Consider the following 18,601-nt stretch of genomic DNA (forward strand, 5'->3'; position numbering starts at 1 on the left):
TCAGGCGCGCTCGACGCGATCGCGCCCGTTGCGCTTGGCGCGGTAGAGCGCCTCGTCGGCGCGCGCGAGGATACCGTCGGGGCCGTCGTCGTCGTGGCGGATCTGGGTGCAGCCGATGCTCACCCGCACGGTGATGAGCGCCTCCTTGTGCTCCACCCGCAGTGCGGCGACGTGACGTCTGAGCCGCTCGGCGAAATGACAGGCCGCGGTGAGATCACTGCCCGGCACCAGCACGGCGAATTCCTCGCCGCCGAGCCGCCCCGCGCAGTCGGTGCTGCGCAGCTCGGCGCGCAGCACCTCGGTGAAGGCGCGCAGCACCGCATCGCCGCCGCCGTGTCCGTGGTGGTCATTGATCCGCTTGAAGTGATCGAGATCGAGCATCAGGACCGCCGCCGGGGTTTCGTGACGGCGGATACGATCGAGTTCGCGCTGCAGTTCGGCGAAGAAACGCCGACGGTTGGGCAGGCCGGTGAGGTCGTCGGTCTCGGCGAGTTCGCGCAGTCGTTGCTCGAGACGCTTGCGCTCGGTCAGGTCGGTATTGGCGCCGGCGACCCGGATCGGGTGTTCGTCGGCATCGCGCTGGATGAAACCGCGCGAGAGCACGGGGACATAGTGACCGTCGCGGTGCAGCAGTCTGAACTCGACCGAGTAGGCGTTGGTGGTGCCGTTGAAGGCCTGATCGAAGACCTGCTGGACCCGTGCCTGGTCCTCGGGGTGGATCAGCAGCTGCCACAGATAGCGGTTGGTCTCCAGCGCCCCCTCGTCATAGCCGAGCATCTCCCACCAACGCGTCGAGTAGGACACCCGGTCGCTGCTCAGATCCCAGTCCCACCAGCCGTCCTCGGTACCGCGCAGCACCAGTGACAGACGCTCCTCGCTGATGCGTAGCGCCTCGCTGGCGCGGGTGCGCTCGATGGCGATGCTGGCGAGATTGGTGGCCAGCTCGATGCGTTCCAGATCCTCTCTGTCGGGCCCCTGAGGGTGGTCGTGATAGATGGCGAAGGTGCCGAGGATATGTCCGTCCGAGGCGCGGATCGGCTCCGACCAGCAGGCGGCGACCCCCGCCTGTCGCGCCAGCGCACGAAATGGCCGCCAGTAGGGGTGGGTGGCGATGTCCTCGACCACTACCCGCTCGCCGGTCGCCGCGGCGCTGCCGCAGGAGCCGATGCCTGGGCCGATCGCGAGCCCGTCGATCGCCCGGTTGTAATCGGGTGGCAGGCTCGGTGCCGCGGCGGTATAGAGACGTTTGCTGTCACGGTCGAGTTCGAGGATGCTGCAGCGCCCGGAACTCTCCTGTTCGAAGCCCTCGACGATGACCTCGAGCACCGCCCTCAGCGGGGCGCCGGCGACGAGTTGCTCGAGCACCCGGTTGCGCAGCCGCTCGCGCTGCTCGAGGCGGCGCTGTTCGGTGGTGTCGCGCCCGACCGACTGGATCTCGATCAGCTGTCCGCCGGCGTCGAAGATGGCCTGGTCGACCCACTGCACCCAGCGCCGCTCGCCGTCGGCGCGCACCACCCAGTGCTCGCTGATCATCGCCGGATTGTCGGCGTTGCAGCGGCTCATCATCGAGTCGACGAGGGCGTGTTCCTCCTGCGGCACCAGGGTCATGAAGCTTCTGCCGATCAACTCGGCACGACTGTATCCGAAGAAGGTGCAGTAGGCCTCGTTGGCGAAGGTGATGGTGTTGTCCGGGAGGAAGCGACAGACCAGGTCGCTCTGTAATCCGACGATGGCGCGATAACGGGTCTCGCTCAACCGGAGGCGTTGCTCGCGGGTCTTGAGGTCGGTGATCTCGGTGATGATGAGATCCCAGTCCTCGCCGTTGGCGCCGGGGTGGGCGTTGAGCCGGATCCAGCGCAGCGCGCCGGCGCTGTCGCGGATACGACAATCCTGCTGCCAGGGCTGGCGCCCACCGCCCGCTCCGTCGAGCCGCTGCAGCAGGGCGGCGCGATCCTCGGTGATGACCGCCTCGATCCAGCGCGCGTCGCCATCCCGGCTCGGGGCGCTGGTGTCCGGTGGCGAGAGCCGGCAGAGCGTCCAGCGTCCGTCGGCGTCGACCGAGAGCCTCAGCCAGGCGCCGGCCGGCTGCATGCACTGCGCCTCGAGACTGTTGCTGCTGTCCGTGGCGGCAGGGCCGTGGTTGGTGCTGTCTGGTTCGCTGCTGTGGCCTGGGCGACGAGGCATGATGATCGCCTGGCGAGGGAGCACACCGCGCGTTCGTCGTGTCTCCGGATGACGGCGGGCGGTGCGTCTCGCGCATGACTGGAGGGCTTGGGTGGATGCTCTCAGGTTAGCCGGTCGCGAGGGCGATTCAAGCGACGCTGGTCGCCTCGGCGAAGCAGTGTTCGACCAGTGTCTCGATCTCGTCGGTCTGGCGCTCGAGGTCGGCGACCAGGGCGAACTGGACGCGCGCCTTGCGCAGGTTGTCGCCATGACGGCGCACGCGGAAGTAGCGGTCGCCCTGGAGGTGGTCGGTGAGGAAGCGTATCCCCAGCTCGAAGGGGACCAGCCGGAGCGCCTGCGGGATCAGTGCGCGCTCCTCGGCATCGAGCAGTCCGTCGGTCGCGGCGGCATAGCCGCCGAGGATGGCGGCGGCGAGGGCGAGGTCGAAGCGGGCGCTCGCGCCGCCCTCACCGGCGCGGTTGCAGCACGAGCGCAGACAGTCGCCGAGGTCGTGGTGGATCAGCCCGGGCTGGACGGTATCGAGGTCGATCAGCGCCACCACCCGGGTCGCATCGGTCGAGAACAGCAGGTTGTCGAGCTTGGGGTCGCCGTGGACGACGTGCTCGCCGATCCGCCCCTCGGCGCGGGCGGTGGCGAGCGTCGCGGCGAGCGGGGCGCGCTGCGCGACGAAGTCGAGCGACTCGGCGAGCGTCGGATCGCGCCGCGCCGTCGGGGTGTCGAGTCGTCGTAACCCGGCGAGGTAGGCCGGGGTGTCGTGGAAGCCGGGCAGGGCGGTCTGCAGCGGCAGTGGGGCGTGCCGGGCGAGGGTGCGATGGAAGCGCCCGAGCGCCTCGCCCACCGCCCTGGCCTGGGCGGGATGATCGAGTCGGGCAAGACTGCGGCTGGGGGCGATGAAGCGGGTCAGTCGCCAGCACGCGCCGCTGTCGTCGTGGAGGGCGAAGCCGCCGTCACGAGTTGGCAGGGGGGCCGGGATGTCGAGCCCGGGGGCGTCCCAGACCGCGGCGAGCGCGGCCTGGTTGGCGATCACCCGCGCCGGGTCGGGAAAGACCCGGGCATTGATCCGTTGCAGCACGTAACGCCGCTCATCGAGCCGCACCGCGAAGCTGTCGTTGATCAGACCGCCGCCGAGCGGGGTGATCGCGGCGCGGTCGGGATCGCCGGCGAGGGCGAAACCGGCGAGCAGCGCGTGCAGCCGCACCGGTTCAGTCGGCACGACGCACCTCGAGCACATCGGGGAGCTGGCGCAGCCTGACCAGCACCCGGCCGAGCTGCTCCTGGTCGCGGACCTCGATGGTGAAGCGCATCGAGGCGGTGTCGGTGGTGCGCTCGGAGTGGGTCTCGACACCGAGCACGTCGAGGTCGTCGTCGACGAACACCGAGGAGACGTCGCGCAACAGCCCCTTGCGATCGGCGGCGATCACCAGCAGATCGACCGGGTAGCTGGCCTCGACCGGGGCATCGGCCCAGCGCACCGAGATCAGCCGTTCGGCCTCGTCCGGGGGCAGATGGCGGACGTTGCTGCAGTCGCGCCGGTGGATGGTGACGCCGCGACCGCGGGTGACGAAACCGATGATCGGGTCGTGCGGGACCGGTTTGCAGCACTGCGCCATCTGCGTCATCAGGTCATCGACGCCCTCGACCACCACCGCGCTGCTCGGCTCGCTGCGCTGGCGCTGGGGGTGATGACGCGGCTTGTGTTCGGACTCCTTGCTGTGCTCGGCGCGTGGCTCGCCGACCTGGCGCGCGACCTGGCCGACCGGCACGTCGCCGCGCCCGATGGCGGCCAGCAGATCCTCGCCGCGCTTGAAGTTGAAGCGCTCGGCGAGCGCCTCGAGCTGGGGCTTCTCGACGATCCCCAGACGGGCGATCTCGCGCTCGAGCAGGCCCCGGCCCTCGTGGGCGTGCTGCTCCAGGTCCTGTTGCTTGAACCACTGGCGCACCCGGTTGCGCGCGCGCGCCGTGGTCAGGTAGCCGTGGTGGGGGCTGAGCCAGTCGCGGCTGGGGGTGGCGTTCTTCTGGGTGAGGATCTCGACGGTGTCGCCGCTCTCGAGCCGCTGGTGCAGCGGCACGATGCGACCGTTGACGCGCGCCCCCCGGCAACGGTTGCCGACCTCGGAGTGGATGGCGTAGGCGAAGTCGAGCGGGGTCGCTCCCTTGGGCAGCTCGATGACCTTGGCGTGCGGGGTGAGCACATAGATGTGCACCGGCTCGAACTCCTGGCGGAAGCGTTCGAGCACCTCGCCGGGGTCCTCCAGCTCGCCCTTGAGTTCGAGCCAGTTGCGCATCCATACCAGGCGACGCTGGAAGGCCGCGTCGTGGCCCTTGGCCTCCTTGTAGGCCCAGTGCGCGGCGACGCCGAACTCGGCGTGGCGATGCATCTCATAGGTGCGGATCTGCACCTCCAGCGACTTGTCGCCGGGGCCGATCACCGCGGTGTGCAACGACTGATACATGTTGCCCTTGGGGGTGGCGATGTAGTCGTCGAACTCCTTGGGGATGTGGCGCCAGAGCCCGTGGACGATACCGAGCGCGGCATAGCAGTCGGCGACGGTCTCGACCATGATGCGCACCGCGCGCAGGTCGAAGATCTCCTCGATGTCGACGCCCTTGCGGCGCATCTTCTTCCAGATGCTGTAGATGTGCTTGGGTCGGCCGGTGATCTCGGCGCTGATGCCACTGTTGGCGAACTTCTCGCTGAGGACCTCCATCACCGAGGCGATGTAGTGCTCGCGCTCCTCGCGCCGCTCGGCCAGCAGCCGGGCGATGCGCTTGTACTCCTCGGGCTGGAGATAGCGCAGGCTGAGGTCCTCGAGCTCCCACTTGAGCTGCCACACCCCGAGGCGGTTGGCCAGCGGTGCATAGACGCGCTCGGTGTCGCGCGCAATGCGGGTGCGACGGCGGATTTCGAGGTCCTTGATCGCGCGCATCAGATGCACCCGCTCGGCGAGCACCACCAGCACCACGCGCACGTCCTCGGCGATGCCGAGCAGCAGGCGGCGCAGGTTCTCCTCGTGCTGCGACTGGTCCTTGGCGGCGATGATGGCATCGACATTGGCCAGCTGCCCGATCCGCGACAGGTCGTCGACCATGCGCGCGACATTGGCGCCGAAGCGTTGCTCGATGTCGGCGAGGCTGGTGGCCTGCGCCTCCAGGCTGCCGTTGAGCAGCGCCGCCACCAGGGTCTCGTCGTCCATCTCCAGGCCGACCAGGATGTCGGCGGTGGAGAGCAGGTGACGCACCCGGGTCTCGCCGGTCTCGATGCGCTGATCGCCGTGGATGCGGGTGAGCATCGCGCAGGCGCCGGCGACGGCCTCGAGGCCGGCGGGCTGATAGCGCCCCTCGAGGCTCTCGAGCCAGTGGCGGATCGCGTGTTCGTCGTCGCCGCGGTCGGCGGGCAGGTTGTAGGTGGGTCTGACCATCGTCTTCGGTTGTCGTCTTCCGTCGTCTTGCAGTGTCAGTCCAGGACGTGGCTCACCAGTCCGTCGGCGAGCTTGGGTTCGAACCAGGTGGACTTGGGCGGCATCACCGCGCCGGCGTCGGCGACGGCGAGCAGCGATGCCATGGGAGTGGGGTGAAGGGCGAGCGCGAGCGCCATCTCGCCGCTGTCGACGCGTTGCTGCAGCCCGTCGAGTCCGCGGATGCCGCCGACGAAGTCGATGCGCGGATCGCGGCGCGGGTCGTCGATGCCGAGCAGTGGCTCGATCAGGTGTTGCTGGAGCAGGCTGACATCGAGGCTGGCGACCGGGTCGTCGGCAGGGATCAGCCCGGGGTCGAGTCTCAGCCGATACCAGTGTCCGGCGAGATAGAGCCCGAACTCGCCGGGGCGTGCGGGCGCGATCGGGGTGTCCGCCGGGTCGACGGCGAAGCGCTCGGCGATGGCCGCGAGCAGCGTCTCCGGGCTGTGGCCGTTGAGATCGCGCACCACCCGATTGTAGTCGAGGATGCGCAGCTGATCGTGGGGGAAGATCACCGCGAGGAAGGACTCGTGCGCGCCGCCCGGCGCGGTGCCGGCCTCGCGGCGGGCTGCGGCCACCCGCGAGGCGGCCGCCGAGCGGTGATGGCCGTCGGCGACGTAGAGCACGTCGATCGCGGCGAAGGCGGCGTCGATTGCGGCCACCTGCGCTGGTTCGCCGAGCCGCCACAGCTCGTGGCGCACGCCGTCGGCGGCGGTGACGTCGACCTCGGGTGGCTGCTCGGTGGTCGCGGCGAGCAGGCCGTCGACCGCGGCCTGGGCGCGGTAGGCGAGGAACACCGGACCGGTCTGGGCGTCGAGCGCCTCGATCTGGCGCACCCGGTCGTCCTCCTTGGCCGGGCGGGTGAACTCGTGGCGCTTGATCCGACCGTCGTCATAGGCCGCCACCGAGGCGGCGGCGACCAGTCCGGTCTGGCGGTGTCCGTCCATGGTCAGCCGGTAGACGTAGTAGCTTGGGGTCGGGTCGCGTCGCAGCACCCCGGCCGCGAGCATGTGCTCGAGGTTGGCGCGAGCCTGGGCATAGACGCTCGGGTCATGGGGATCGGTGCCCTCCGGCAGGTCGACCTCGGCACGCGAGATGTGCAGGAAGCTCCAGGGGCGCTCGCGTACCAGCTCGCGTGCCTCTGCGACGTTGATGACGTCATAGGGCGGGGCGATGACGGCCTCGGCACGATCGGGTGCCGGACGCAGGCCGGTGAAGGGCTTGATCAGGGGCATGGGTGCTCTCGCTGTTGGATGGTCCGGGGGATGGTGGCCTCGTCAGCGGCTCGGCGGCGCGTAGAGGATGCCGCCGTCGCGCCAGAGCGCGTTGAGGCCGCGCCTGATCCCGAGCGGCGAGTGAGCGCCAAGGTTACGCTCGAACAGCTCGGCATAGTTGCCGACCTGGACGATGATGCGCTGGCGCCAGCCCGGTGTCAGACTGAGTCGGGCGCCGATCCGGGCATCGTCTTCCGGTGACGGCATGGTCGGGGGCAGCTCTGTCGTGGGCGTGGTGAGGCTGTGGCTGTCGATGCCTTGCTCCTCGGCATCGATCAGCACGAACAGCGTCCAGCGCACGATGTCGAACCAGCGTCGATCGTCGTCGCGTACCGCCGGCGAGAGCGGCTCCTTGGAGATCACCTCGGGGAGAATGCGATGCCCGCTGTTGCCCTGTGGCAGCATCGAGCGTATCGCGAACAGCTGCGACTGGTCGGTGCTCAAGACCTCGCACTGGTGATCCTGATAGGCCTGGGTGGCGCTGCGGCTATCGGCGCTGATGACGAGCCGCGCGCGCATCCGGTGGCGCGCGAGATAGCCCCTGATATTGCCCGGCCCCGTGCCCCCGGCAATCACGCAGATCGACTGATCGTCGAGTTCGAGGGCGCTGTGGACGGGGCTGTCGTCATGGACCATGAAGCCCTGACCGTCGTGATAAAGGATGCCGACGAAGGTGATGCCGGGCTCGGTATCGCGCGTCAGGGTCCAGGTGGTGTTGCGCGCCAACAGGTCGAACTCGCCGTCGCGCAGGCGTGCGAGACGGTCGTTCGGCGAGGTGGCGACGAAGCGCACGCGCCGGGCATCGCCGAGCGTGGCGGCGGCCACCGCGCGACAGAAGTCGACGTCGAGTCCGTGCCAGTGGCCGTCGGCGTCGCGGTACGACAGCCCTGGTACATCCTGATTGACCCCGCAGCTTAGCTCGCCGCGTGCGCGGACCTCGTCGAGGGTGTCGGCGCTCCCCGGGGCGAGGATGGTGGCGAGGATCAGGCCGATGAGCCATTGCTGTCGAATCCGCATCGCAAGTCTCCGCTGGACGGTCGCTCGGAGGAGGTCTTCAGCGTCCGGACCGACGATCGCCTGGGCGTCCGGAGCGGGTCGCTGTATCCGCTTGCGGCGAGCCTGACGGCGCTGGCCGTTGTCGACGCGTCGCCGAGCAGGCCATCACCACCGGGTGCGAGCCGTCTGGTGGCTGAGTGTGGGCGTGGACGGCGATCTTCGGGCGGTGGCCAGCGACCACCGGGCAGGGTGGCGCGGATCGGTCCATGTCTTCAGCAAGCAGCCACGCCGATGCCATGGGTTGGGGGCCTCTCGTTGTCTGGCATCCGCATCCTTTCTCCGGTCTGGATGTGACCGACTATCTTTTCAGTATCGTCCTCGCGGCGCAATGCCCAGGGCTCGCCCGAGGCTGTTTGCAGCCTAGCGACGAAGAACCACTGTTCAGGTTTTGTCCAACCTTTGAGAATCTCCTCGGCACCCTGTCATCTCGCGATGGAGCGACTTGGGTTGCCCTTGGTTGATTTGTTCAAGTAACTGTTTTTAAAAAATAAAAAATCAGTTATCAGCTTCGCCTATGGTTGTTATCGAAAGATACGATCCCTAATTAACCGCTCGGATCTTGTCCCTATGCCGATGCTTGCCTAGAGTCTGATTGAACTTTTGTCGTGCTCCTGTCTCCAAATCCGCGGCAAAAGTGCTGGCATATTCCTTAGCGTACTGCTAGGATAATTATCCAAGCTTACAACTCAGGTATTGGACTATGGCGAAGGATCTCACTCTCGTGCCTACTGGCACCATCGATGCCTACATCAGCGCCGCGTACCAGATCCCAGTCCTGACCGCAGAGGAAGAGCGCTCCCTGGCCGTGCGGCTGCGCGATCATGGGGATGCCCATGCCGCCAAGCGGTTGGTGACCTCGCACCTGCGCTTCGTGATCCGCATCGCTCGCGGCTATCTCGGCTACGGTCTGCCGTTGCCCGACCTGATCCAGGAGGGGACCGTGGGCCTGATGAAGGCGGTGCGTCGCTTCGAGCCCGACATGGGGGTGCGTCTGGTCTCCTTCGCGGTGCACTGGATCCGCGCCGAGATCCACGAGTACATCCTGCGCAACTGGCGCATCGTCAAGGTCGCCACCACCAAGGCTCAGCGCAAGCTGTTCTTCAACCTGCGTAGTGCCAAGAAGCGTCTGGGCTGGTTCACCCGTCAGGAGGTCGAGGACGTGGCCGCCGATCTCGGGGTCAAGCCGGAGACGGTGTTGCAGATGGAGTCGCGTCTGGCCAACCAGGACCTGTCGTTCGACGGTCTCGACGACGATGACGACGACGCCCCCTCGGCGCCCTCGACCTATCTGCCCGACAACAGCATGGAGCCGGGCCGGTTGCTCGAACGCGAGGACTCCGAGCGCAATCAACGCGAGCGTCTCTATGCCGCACTCCAGGGACTCGATGAGCGCAGCAAGACCATCCTGCGCGAGCGCTGGCTCTCCGAGCGCAAGCAGACCCTGCACGAGCTGGCCGAACAGTTCGGCGTCTCGGCCGAGCGCATCCGCCAGATCGAGAAGAACGCGATGAAGAAGCTGCGCCTGCAGTTGGAGATATGATGAGCCCGGGCGCGCTGGATGCGCGCAGCCCTCACCGAGGCCCGCCAAGTGCGGGCCTTTTTCATGGTGGGGAGAACGAAAAAGGCCCCGTCGACGGACATCGACGGGGCCTTTCGAAGATGGTGCCCAGGGACAGAATCGAACTGCCGACACGGGGATTTTCAATCCCCTGCTCTACCAACTGAGCTACCTGGGCAGGTAGTTCGTGTGCAAGCATGCTGCTTGGCTTGAGCGCAGTATTAAACCAACGGAATTTTGGTCCGTCAAGTCTTTTTTCAAGCTCTCAGCCGCCAGTCGCCAGCCGCCAGCGGATTGAACCGCAAAGCCGCGAAGGACGCGAAGAAGGAAAGAGCTTCCGGCGATCAGCCTCCAGCTGCCAGTGGCTGTCTGCCTTCGAGTGTTGGCACGCCACCCGGTGTGCCGACAGTGAATGGAGCGTGGCGCTATCGTCGAGGGCGTCCCTCCACTGGCGGCTGGCAGCTTGAATCACTTCGCGCCCTTCGCGGCTTTGCGGTTCAATCTCCTGGTCGCTGGTCGCTGGTCGCTGGTCGCTGGTCGCTGGTCGCTGGTCGCTGGTCGCTGGTCGCTGGTCGCTCAACTGCCTGGCGGCACGTACCCCTCGGGCAGTTCGGCGCCGTCGCCGAAGAAGAAGTGTTCCATCTGGGTCTCGAGGAAGCGGCGGGCCTTGGGGTCCATCGGGCTCAGTCGGTTCTCGTTGATCAGCATGGTCTGGTGACGCAGCCACTCCTGCCAGGCCTGTTTCGAGACCTGTTCGAAGATGCGTGCGCCCAGCGGACCCGGGTAGGGTTGGCGATCGAGTCCCTCGGCCTCCTGGCCGAGTCTCACGCAGTGCACGGTACGGCTCATGCTTGGCTCCTGTTGCTGCGGATGCCGGAGGGCGCGTCGTTCAGTCTTGGTCGAGGATGCTCGCCACCGGCGCCGGCAGGCCGAGCGTGGCGCGCTCCTCGGGACCGACCCAGCGGCGATCGGCCTCGTTCACGGTCGTGGCCGGGGCCGACAGCCGGAGCTGCACGACCTCGATCTCCAGCACGAAGTGAGTAAAGGTGTGACGGCGTCCACGCAGGGTTTCAACCGTGTCGGGGGTGCTGTTGAAGCGCGCCAGGCACCAATCTGCCGGATCGTGCCCGGGGTCGGTCTCGGGCAGGCTCCAGAGCCCGCCCCAGATACCGCTCGCGGGACGGCGCTCGAGCAGGACGGCGCCGGTGTCGTCGCGGACCACCAGCATCCGGGTGCGGCGTTCGGGCAGCGTGCGCCGCGGGCGCGGGGCCGGCAGCTCGCGCTGGCGCCCCTGGTGCAGGGCCTGACAGCGCGCGGCGAGCGGGCAGCGCGCGCAGTCCGGGGTGGCACGGGTACAGCGGGTGGCGCCGAGGTCCATCATCGCCTGGTTGTAGGCGCCGGTGCGCTGGTGCGGGGTGCAGCGCTCGCTGAGTTGCCACAGCCGCTTGAGCACCGCGCTCTGTCCCGACCAGCCGTCGACGGCGAAGCAGCGCGCCAGCACCCGCTTGACGTTGCCGTCGAGGATCGGATGGGGCTGGCCGTCGGCGAGCGAGAGGATGGCGCCGGCGGTGGAGCGACCGATGCCGGGGAGCGCCTCGACCGCCGCCAGGGTGTCGGGGAAGCGCCCGCCGTGGCTCTCGACGACGGTGCGCGCGGCGCGGTGCAGGTTGCGCGCGCGGGCGTAGTAGCCGAGCCCGGACCACAGCGACAGCACCTCGTCGAGCGGGGCTGCGGCCAGGCTCGACAGGTCCGGAAAGCGCGTCATGAAGCGCGCGAAGTAGGGGATCACCACCGCCACCTGGGTCTGCTGCAGCATGATCTCCGAGACCCACACCCGGTAGCGGGTCGGCTCGTGCTGCCAGGGCAGGTCCTTGCGTCCGTGCCGGTCGAACCAGTCGAGCACGGCGGCGGCGAAATCGGTCGATGGCCAGGGGGCAGGGGGCTCGCTGGCGAAGAGGTCGGGTGTGCTCATTCGGGGTAGGGGGTCGCGCAGTTCCAACACAGGGCGAATCCGGCCTCGACCTGCTCGCCGCAGTGCGGGCAGGTCCAGGCCGGGGTCGGGTGGCCGCCGAGCCCCTCGCGGAGGAAACGCGCGAGTACGGCCTCGGCACGCTCACGATCGTCGTCGTCGATGAGCCAGAGGGTCGGATGGATGTCGAGCGGCAGCTCGCCCGCGGCACCGGCAAGGGCGTCGCCGAGGATGACGGTACGGATCAGATGGCGATCGAGCAGATCGTGGAGGAGCTGTGCCTCGATGCGGTCGCCTGCTTGATAGAGTGGACGCATAGAGGACTGGGGAGTGGAGCGGGTGATGGGAATCGAACCCACGTCATCAGCTTGGGAAGCTGAGGTTCTACCATTGAACTACACCCGCATTCGTCCCCGATTGTATGCGTTCAGCCCCGCTCAGGCAAGCTCCGAGTCCTTGTACATGTGCTCGATGGCGTCCTGGTAGCGCTCGATCACCTTGTTGCGCTTGACCTTGAGGGTCGGTGTGAGCAACCCGTTCTCGATGGTCCAGGGCTCCAGGGTCAGGGTGACGCGCCGGATCTTGGCGTAGCCCGGGAAGTCGCGCAGCGCCGTGCGGATACGCTTGACCGCCTCCTTGTGCAGCTTGGCGTTGGCGAGGCTCGTCGGGTCCTCGGGATCGAGTCCGAGTTCGAGCGCCAGCCCCGGCCAGAGATCGGGGTTGAGCACCAGCAGCGCGCTGAGATAGGACTGCCCCTCGCCGAGTACCACCACCTGATCGAACAGCGGGTCGAGCGCGATGGCCAGTTCCATGTCGCCGGGCGGCACCTTCTCGCCGTTGGAGAGCACCAGGATGTCCTTGATGCGCCCGGTGATATGGATGTGGTTGTCCTCGATGCGCGCCTGGTCGCCGGTGTGCAGCCAGCCGTCCTGGGCGAGCATCTTGGCGGTGGCGGCGTGGTTGTTCCAGTAGCCGAGCATGGTGTTGTCGCCGCGCACCAGCAGCTCGTTCTCCGGGCCGATGCGCACCTGCAGCCCGCGCAGCGGCACGCCGACGCTCGCCGGAATGTTCGACTGCAGGGTGTTGAAGCTGATCACCGGGCTGGTCTCGGTGAGGCCGTAGCCCTGCAGCAGCGGCACGCCGAGACCGATGAAGGTGCGCGCGACCTCGGTCGACAGCGGTGCCCCGCCGCTGACGGTGGCGCGCAGCCGACCGCCGAGTCGCTGCTGGACCGGGAGCGCGACCTTGCGTCGCAGCAGCGGCCAGACGAGCAGCCAGGGGTGCCAGCCGGCGCGGCCCTGCTCGTGCTCGAAGGCGCGCCAACCGGCGGCCACCGCGGCATTGAACAGCCAGCGTACCGGCTTGGGCCGCTTGTCGAGCTGATCGAGGATGCGCTGATAGACGCGCTCGAACACCCGCGGCACGGCGATCATCGCCGTCGGGCGGATGGTCTGCAGGTCCTCGGCGAGCTGGCCGATCGAGCGCGCATAGGCCACCCGTGAGCCGGCCATCATCGGCAGATAGTAGCTGCCGGTGCGTTCGAGCATGTGCGAGAGCGGCAGGAAGGAGAGGAAGACGTCCTCGCCGTAGACATCGATCTGGGTCAGCGCGCCGTGGGCGTTGCTGAGGATGTTGCGGTGGCTGAGCATCACCCCCTTGGGACGACCCGTGGTGCCCGAGGTGTAGACGATGGTCGCCAGCGCGTCGGGGTCCCCCTCGCGCGGGGTCGGCGCCGGGGCCGTGGCCGGCAGCCAGTCCTCGGCGACCACCACCCGGGGGTCGGCCGCGGCGCAGGCGCGCGAGGCCTCGCTCGCCTCCAGCAACACCACCCGCAGCGGCCAGGGCGAGTCGCCGATGGCCTCGGCCAGACGACGCCAGCGACCGAGATCCTGCACCAGCAGCACCTTGACCGCGGCATCGTTGAGGATGTAGGCGGCGTTGTCGGCGCGGTCGTCGGTGTAGAGCGGGACCGTGACCAGACCGAGTCCGAGCGCGGCCTGGTCGAACATCACCCACTCGGGACAGTTGCGCAGCAGGATCGCGACTCGGTCGCCGGGCTCGAGCTGCTCGTCGGCGAGCGCCTGACGCCAGCGCGCCGTCGCCTCACCGACCTCGGCCCAAGTCAGATCCTTCCACCCGCTGGCGCGCTCGAAATGGGTGTAAGCGACGCGCTGTGGTGAGCGTGCCACCCGTTGCAGGAAGAGCCCGTCCAGGGTTCTTGCTCGGTCGATCGGGATCAAATCCTCGGACCATCGGCTCACGAAACTGCCCTCTCCGCCGTGTTGCTGTCTGGATCGGACGGTCTGGCGTCGACCGTCCGTCTGGATGCGCTCGAGCCCGTGGACCGATCGGTGCGTGCGAGCGGTCGGCATCGCTGCCGCCCCTTGGGGCGGAGCTGCTCGACCCGAGCCGGGCTACGGTATAAAGGCCGTCACCGATTTGCAATCTTTCCGCGCCCCTGATCGTCTCGTCTCGCCGCCTGATTACGCCATACTTGGGGCGGGCTGCGGCGAGGTCATGTGTTGGGAGTTGTTGAAAGGTCAACTGCGCCGCAAATATAATAAAATTCTAATATTTTGACGATTCCGACTCCCCATGCGTACCATCCGATTGATTGCGGCGCTCGCCGCACTCGCCCCCGGCCTGCTCCAGGCCGCCGATAGCCCCTCTCTCGAGACCGCGGTCGCCGAATACCGCACGCTGCCGCGCGAGTACCGTCTCGACGGCATCGTCGAGGCGGTCAACCGCACCACGGTCTCGGCCCAGACCCAGGGTCGGGTCGAGGAGATCACCTTCGACGTCGACGACTATGTCGAGCAGAACAGCGTGGTCGCCCGTATCAAGGACACCGAACATCGCGCCAAGGTCGCCCAGGCCGCCGCCGACCTCAAGTCCGCCTCGGCGCGGCTGCTGCAGGCGCGCGAGGAGTTCGAGCGCATCCAGGGCCTCTATGCGCGCAAGAATGTCTCCGACTCGGCGATGGACAAGGCCACCGCCGATCTCGCCGCCGCCCAGGCCGAGCTCGACTCGGCCACCGCGCGGCTCGAGCAGGCCCAGGAGCAGCTCGACTACACCCAGATCCGCGCCCCCTATTCGGGCATCGTCACCCACCGTCACGTCGAGATCGGCGAGACCCTGTCGCCGGGACAGCCGGTGATGACCGGCATCTCGCTCGACCAGCTGCGGGTGATCGTCGACGTGCCGCAGAGCGCGATCGCCTCGGTGCGTCGCGAGCCGCAGGCCCGCGTCTATCTGCCCGACGGCGAACGGGTCGAGACCGATCGCATCACCGTCTTCCCCTTCGCCGACCTCGGCTCCAATACCTTCAAGGTGCGTATCGAGCTGCCCGAGGGCACGCCGTCGCTGTTCCCCGGCATGTTCGTCAAGACCGGTTTCGTGGTCGGGGTGAAGGACGAGCTGGTGGTGCCGCGCGCGGCGGTGGCGCGTCGCTCCGAGGTCACCGGGGTCTATGTGGTGACCGCCGACGATCACCTGATCCTGCGCCAGATCCGGCTCGGTCGCGAGCTCGACGACGTGGTGGTGGTGCTCGCCGGGCTGAACGCCGGCGAGCGCGTCGCCCTCGATCCGATCGCCGCCGGGGTTGCGATCAAGGCCCAGGCCGAGGCACGACGTGCGGCCGTGGAGGCCGACCATGACTGAGCCGGCGCGACAGGGGCTCGCGGGCGCCATCGCCGCGCGCTTCCAGAACAGCGAGATCACCCCGCTGCTCGCGTTGCTCGGGCTGCTGCTCGGGCTGTTCGCGATCCTGGTGACCCCGCGCGAGGAAGAACCGCAGATCGACGTCACCTTCGCCGACGTCTTCATCCCCTATCCCGGTGCCTCGGCCAGCGAGATCGAGCACCTGGTCTCGGGTCCGGCCGAGCAGGTGCTCGCCGAGATCCAGGGCATCGAGCACATCTACTCGGTCTCGCGCCCCGGCATGGCGGTGCTCACCGTCCAGTACGAGGTCGGCGAGGACAACACCGACGCGGTGGTGCGGCTGTTCAGCAAGGTGCTGTCGAACCAGGACTGGCTGCCGCAGAACCTCGGCGTCGGCAGCGCGATCGTCAAGCCCAAGGGCATCGACGACGTGCCCATCCTCACCGCCACCCTGTGGTCGGACGACCCCGCCGTCGGCGCCTTCGAACTCGGCCAGGTGGCGCATGCCATCGAGCAGGAGATCAAGCGCGTCCCCGGCACCCGCGACGTCTACACCGTCGGCGCCGCCGATCAGGTGGTGCGGGTGCTGCTCGACCCGCAGGCGCTGGCCGGCTACGACATCGATCTCGACGACCTGCGCCGCTCGCTGCAGGCCGGCAACACCACCAGGGACAACCTCACGGTGACCGCCGACAACCGCGAGCTGCTGGTGCAGGCCGGCACCTTCCTCACCAGCCCGCAGGAGATCGCCGATCTGGTGGTCGGGCTGCACGCCGGGCGTCCGGTCTATCTGCGCGATGTCGCCCGGGTCGAGCTCGGGCCGCAGCAGCCGACCACCTCGGTGCGTATGGGCGCCGCTCTCGGCGCCACGCACACCGGGCTGGAGCTGGCCGGCAGCGTGCCGGCGGTGACCATCGCGGTGGCCAAGCTCCCCGGCATCAATGCCGTCGACGTCGCCGGGCGGGTGACCGAGCGGCTCGAGCAGCTGCGCGGCATCTTCATCCCCGACGGGGTGGAGTTCACCATCACCCGCGACTATGGCCAGACCGCCGACTACAAGGCCAAGAAGCTGATCACCAAGCTGATCTTCGCCACCAGCTCGGTGATCCTGCTGGTGTGGCTGACCATCGGTTGGCGCGAGGCGGTGATCGTCGGCGCGGCGGTGATCGTCACCCTGGCGCTGACCCTGTTCGCCTCGTTCGCCTGGGGCTTCACCCTCAACCGGGTGTCGCTGTTCGCGCTGATCTTCTCGATCGGTATCCTCGTCGACGACGCCATCGTGGTAGTCGAGAACATCCACCGTCACATGGCGCTGCACGTCAGCGGCACGCGCCGACGCCTGCTCGAGCTGATCCCGGGCGCGGTCGACGAGGTCGGCGGACCGACCATCCTCGCCACCTTCACGGTGATCGCGGCGCTGCTGCCGATGGCCTTCGTCAGCGGCCTGATGGGCCCCTACATGAGCCCGATCCCGATCAATGCCTCGATGGGCATGCTGATCTCGCTGGTGGTGGCCTTCGTCTTCACCCCGTGGATGACCAACGCCATGCTCGCGCGTCATTACGACGCCGACCCGCAGGCCGCGGCCGGTCATCAGGAGGAGGGCGCGGCTGGCGCTCGACTGGCGCGCTTCTTCACCTGGATCATGACGCCCTTCCTCGAGGGCCGGCGCGGCTGGCGCAACCGCTGGTTCCTGCTGTTCGGCATCTTTGCGCTGATCGCCGCCTCGGTGAGCCTCGCGGTCAACCGCACCGTGATCCTCAAGATGCTGCCCTTCGACAACAAGAGCGAGTTCCAGGTGGTGCTCGACATGCCCGAGGGTACCAGTCTCGAGCACACCGCCCAGGTACTCGCGGAGATGGGCGACTATCTCTCCGGGGTCGAGGAGGTCACCGACTTCCAGTCCTACGCCGGCACCGCTGCGCCGATCAACTTCAACGGTCTGGTGCGTCAGTACTATCTGCGCGAGGGCGCGCATCTCGGTGATCTGCAGGTCAACCTGGTCGATGTGCACCATCGTGATCGCCAGAGCCACGAGATCGCGCTGGCGTTGCGCCCGCCGCTGCAGGAGATCGCCGAACGTCACGGCGGAGTGGCCAAGATCGTCGAGATCCCGCCCGGTCCGCCGGTGCTCTCGCCGCTGGTCGCCGAGGTCTACGGGCTCGACTATGCCGGTCAGATCAAGACCGCGCGGGCGGTGCGGGCGCTGTTCGAGTCGACCCCGGGCGTCGTCGACGTCGACGACTCGGTCGAGTACCCGGCCACCAAGCTGGTGGTGGTGGTCGATCGCGCCAAGGCCGCGCGGCTCGGGGTGGCGCAATCGAGCATCGCCCAGGCGCTGGCGAGCGTGCTCGACGGCGACGACATGAGCTATCTGCACGGCGCCGGGGTCAAGTACGCGGTGCCGATCCGCGTCGAGTACAGCGAGGCCGACAAGGCCGACGTCGAGCAGGTGCTGGCGCTGCGGGTGCGTGCAGAGAGTGGGGCGCTGGTGCCGCTCTCGGAGATCGTCGAGGTGGTCGAGACCGAGCGCGAGCACAGCATCTACCACAAGGATCTGCTGCCCGTGGTCTATGTCACCTCGGACGTCGCCGGGGCCACCGACAGCCCGCTCTACGGCATGTTCGCCATCTCCGCGGCCCTCGATGAAGAGCTTGGGCTCGAGCAGTGGTTCCTGCAGCAGCCGGACAACCCCTACGAGTACAGCCTCAAGTGGGACGGCGAGTGGCAGATCACCTATGAGACCTTCCGCGACATGGGCGCGGCCTATGGCGTCGGCCTGATCCTGATCTATCTGCTGGTGGTGGCGCAGTTCCGCAGCTATCTGGTGCCGCTGGTGATCATGGCGCCGATCCCGCTGACCATCATCGGGATCATGCCCGGGCACGCCCTGCTCGGCGCCCAGTTCACCGCCACCTCGATGATCGGCATGATCGCCCTGGCCGGCATCATCGTGCGCAACTCCATCCTGCTGGTCGACTTCATCAACCAGCAGGTGCGCGAGGGCAAGGCGTTCGCCACCGCGGTGATCGACTCGGCGGTGGTCCGTGCCCGACCGATCGCGCTCACCGCGGTCGCGGCGATGGCCGGCGCGGCCTTCATCCTCGACGACCCGATCTTCTCCGGGCTGGGGGTGTCGCTGCTGTTCGGCCTGTTCGTCTCCACCGTCCTCACCCTGGTGGTGATCCCGGTGGTCTACTACGGCGTGATGCACAAGCGCGTCGAGTGGATCCGCCGCGCCACCGGCTGATCGTCCCGCCAACTGCCGGTACGTCGGTTGGGTTGCCAGGGCGGCAACCCAACCAGCGGTCCGCCTCCAGCTACCAGCTACCAGCCGCCAGTTGTTGGTGGTGTCCGAGTGAGGATGCCCTCTGGTGGCTTTCCCTGACCTGCTCCAATGGGGGAAGAGTCCGACCTCGCCGTCGGCGTCGTCGATCCCGGGATC

The 18,601-nt window shown here is 68.0% G+C and carries 12 protein-coding genes and 2 tRNA genes; 3 read left to right on the forward strand and 11 right to left on the reverse strand.

All coding sequences use genetic code 11. From position 1 onward, the window contains the following. The 5 genes from EBL85_RS04770 to EBL85_RS04790 all read right to left on the reverse strand — a co-directional run bounded on the left by EBL85_RS04770 (position 1) and on the right by EBL85_RS04790 (position 7,930). On the reverse strand, positions 1 to 2,184 hold the full coding sequence (locus EBL85_RS04770; protein ID WP_123139223.1) for a diguanylate cyclase: 2,184 nt from the start codon (positions 2,182 to 2,184) through the stop codon (positions 1 to 3). Positions 2,185 to 2,311: 127 nt separating this feature from the next. Next, positions 2,312 to 3,397: a phosphotransferase enzyme family protein gene (locus EBL85_RS04775; RefSeq protein WP_190288037.1), complete on the reverse strand. Its 1,086-nt coding sequence runs from the start codon at positions 3,395 to 3,397 to the stop codon at positions 2,312 to 2,314. Beyond that, positions 3,387 to 5,603, reverse strand: a complete 2,217-nt coding sequence (locus EBL85_RS04780) for a bifunctional (p)ppGpp synthetase/guanosine-3',5'-bis(diphosphate) 3'-pyrophosphohydrolase (RefSeq protein WP_123142305.1) — start codon at positions 5,601 to 5,603, stop codon at positions 3,387 to 3,389. Before EBL85_RS04780 ends, EBL85_RS04775 begins: the two co-directional genes overlap by 11 nt. A gap of 35 nt (positions 5,604 to 5,638) precedes the next feature. Beyond that, positions 5,639 to 6,874 carry a DUF1015 domain-containing protein gene (locus EBL85_RS04785; protein WP_123142306.1) on the reverse strand — a complete coding sequence of 412 codons (1,236 nt, stop codon included), beginning with the start codon at positions 6,872 to 6,874 and terminating at the stop codon, positions 5,639 to 5,641. A 42-nt stretch (positions 6,875 to 6,916) separates the two neighbouring features. After that, positions 6,917 to 7,930 (reverse strand): amino acid ABC transporter substrate-binding protein, encoded by a 1,014-nt coding sequence (locus EBL85_RS04790; protein WP_123142307.1) that lies wholly within the window; start codon positions 7,928 to 7,930, stop codon positions 6,917 to 6,919. A 739-nt stretch (positions 7,931 to 8,669) separates the two neighbouring features. On the opposite strand from EBL85_RS04790, the gene rpoH reads away from it, so the two are divergent. Beyond that, a complete protein-coding gene (gene rpoH, locus EBL85_RS04795) occupies positions 8,670 to 9,509 on the forward strand; it encodes an RNA polymerase sigma factor RpoH (RefSeq protein ID WP_123139228.1) in 840 nt (279 codons plus the stop codon). 120 nt (positions 9,510 to 9,629) lie between these two features. On the opposite strand, the gene EBL85_RS04800 is transcribed toward rpoH, so the two are convergent. From EBL85_RS04800 to EBL85_RS04825, 6 genes are all read right to left on the reverse strand, one after another. Continuing rightward, positions 9,630 to 9,705 (reverse strand) — tRNA-Phe (locus tag EBL85_RS04800). A gap of 398 nt (positions 9,706 to 10,103) precedes the next feature. Next, positions 10,104 to 10,376, reverse strand: coding sequence for an oxidative damage protection protein (locus EBL85_RS04805; RefSeq protein ID WP_123139229.1), 273 nt, complete (start codon positions 10,374 to 10,376; stop codon positions 10,104 to 10,106). Between the two features lie 40 nt (positions 10,377 to 10,416). Beyond that, on the reverse strand, positions 10,417 to 11,499 hold the full coding sequence (mutY, locus tag EBL85_RS04810; RefSeq protein ID WP_123142308.1) for an A/G-specific adenine glycosylase: 1,083 nt from the start codon (positions 11,497 to 11,499) through the stop codon (positions 10,417 to 10,419). Beyond that, positions 11,496 to 11,813, reverse strand: a complete 318-nt coding sequence (locus EBL85_RS04815; protein WP_123139231.1) for a putative signal transducing protein — start codon at positions 11,811 to 11,813, stop codon at positions 11,496 to 11,498. Before EBL85_RS04815 ends, mutY begins: the two co-directional genes overlap by 4 nt. A 14-nt stretch (positions 11,814 to 11,827) precedes the next feature. Then, positions 11,828 to 11,901: transfer RNA gene (locus EBL85_RS04820), tRNA-Gly, on the reverse strand. A gap of 32 nt (positions 11,902 to 11,933) precedes the next feature. Then, positions 11,934 to 13,757 (reverse strand): long-chain fatty acid--CoA ligase, encoded by a 1,824-nt coding sequence (locus EBL85_RS04825; RefSeq protein WP_123142309.1) that lies wholly within the window; start codon positions 13,755 to 13,757, stop codon positions 11,934 to 11,936. A gap of 334 nt (positions 13,758 to 14,091) precedes the next feature. On the opposite strand from EBL85_RS04825, the gene EBL85_RS04830 reads away from it, so the two are divergent. Both EBL85_RS04830 and EBL85_RS04835 read left to right on the forward strand, forming a co-directional pair. Further along, positions 14,092 to 15,156, forward strand: a complete 1,065-nt coding sequence (locus EBL85_RS04830; protein WP_123139233.1) for an efflux RND transporter periplasmic adaptor subunit — start codon at positions 14,092 to 14,094, stop codon at positions 15,154 to 15,156. Beyond that, on the forward strand, positions 15,149 to 18,406 hold the full coding sequence (locus EBL85_RS04835) for an efflux RND transporter permease subunit (protein WP_123142310.1): 3,258 nt from the start codon (positions 15,149 to 15,151) through the stop codon (positions 18,404 to 18,406). Before EBL85_RS04830 ends, EBL85_RS04835 begins: the two co-directional genes overlap by 8 nt. The last annotated feature ends 195 nt before the right edge of the window (positions 18,407 to 18,601 follow it).

Origin of the sequence: Marichromatium sp. AB32, from assembly GCF_003718675.1 — a bacterium.
Taxonomy (GTDB): domain Bacteria; phylum Pseudomonadota; class Gammaproteobacteria; order Chromatiales; family Chromatiaceae; genus Marichromatium; species Marichromatium gracile.

Coding starts and splice junctions, on each gene's coding strand:
- EBL85_RS04770 (WP_123139223.1), bottom strand. CDS start 2,184: ATGCCTCGTCGCCCAGGCCACAGCAGCGAACCAGACAGCACCAACCAC.
- EBL85_RS04780 (WP_123142305.1), bottom strand. CDS start 5,603: ATGGTCAGACCCACCTACAACCTGCCCGCCGACCGCGGCGACGACGAA.
- EBL85_RS04785 (WP_123142306.1), bottom strand. CDS start 6,874: ATGCCCCTGATCAAGCCCTTCACCGGCCTGCGTCCGGCACCCGATCGT.
- EBL85_RS04790 (WP_123142307.1), bottom strand. CDS start 7,930: ATGCGGATTCGACAGCAATGGCTCATCGGCCTGATCCTCGCCACCATC.
- rpoH (WP_123139228.1), top strand. CDS start 8,670: ATGGCGAAGGATCTCACTCTCGTGCCTACTGGCACCATCGATGCCTAC.
- EBL85_RS04805 (WP_123139229.1), bottom strand. CDS start 10,376: ATGAGCCGTACCGTGCACTGCGTGAGACTCGGCCAGGAGGCCGAGGGA.
- mutY (WP_123142308.1), bottom strand. CDS start 11,499: ATGAGCACACCCGACCTCTTCGCCAGCGAGCCCCCTGCCCCCTGGCCA.
- EBL85_RS04815 (WP_123139231.1), bottom strand. CDS start 11,813: ATGCGTCCACTCTATCAAGCAGGCGACCGCATCGAGGCACAGCTCCTC.
- EBL85_RS04830 (WP_123139233.1), top strand. CDS start 14,092: ATGCGTACCATCCGATTGATTGCGGCGCTCGCCGCACTCGCCCCCGGC.
- EBL85_RS04835 (WP_123142310.1), top strand. CDS start 15,149: ATGACTGAGCCGGCGCGACAGGGGCTCGCGGGCGCCATCGCCGCGCGC.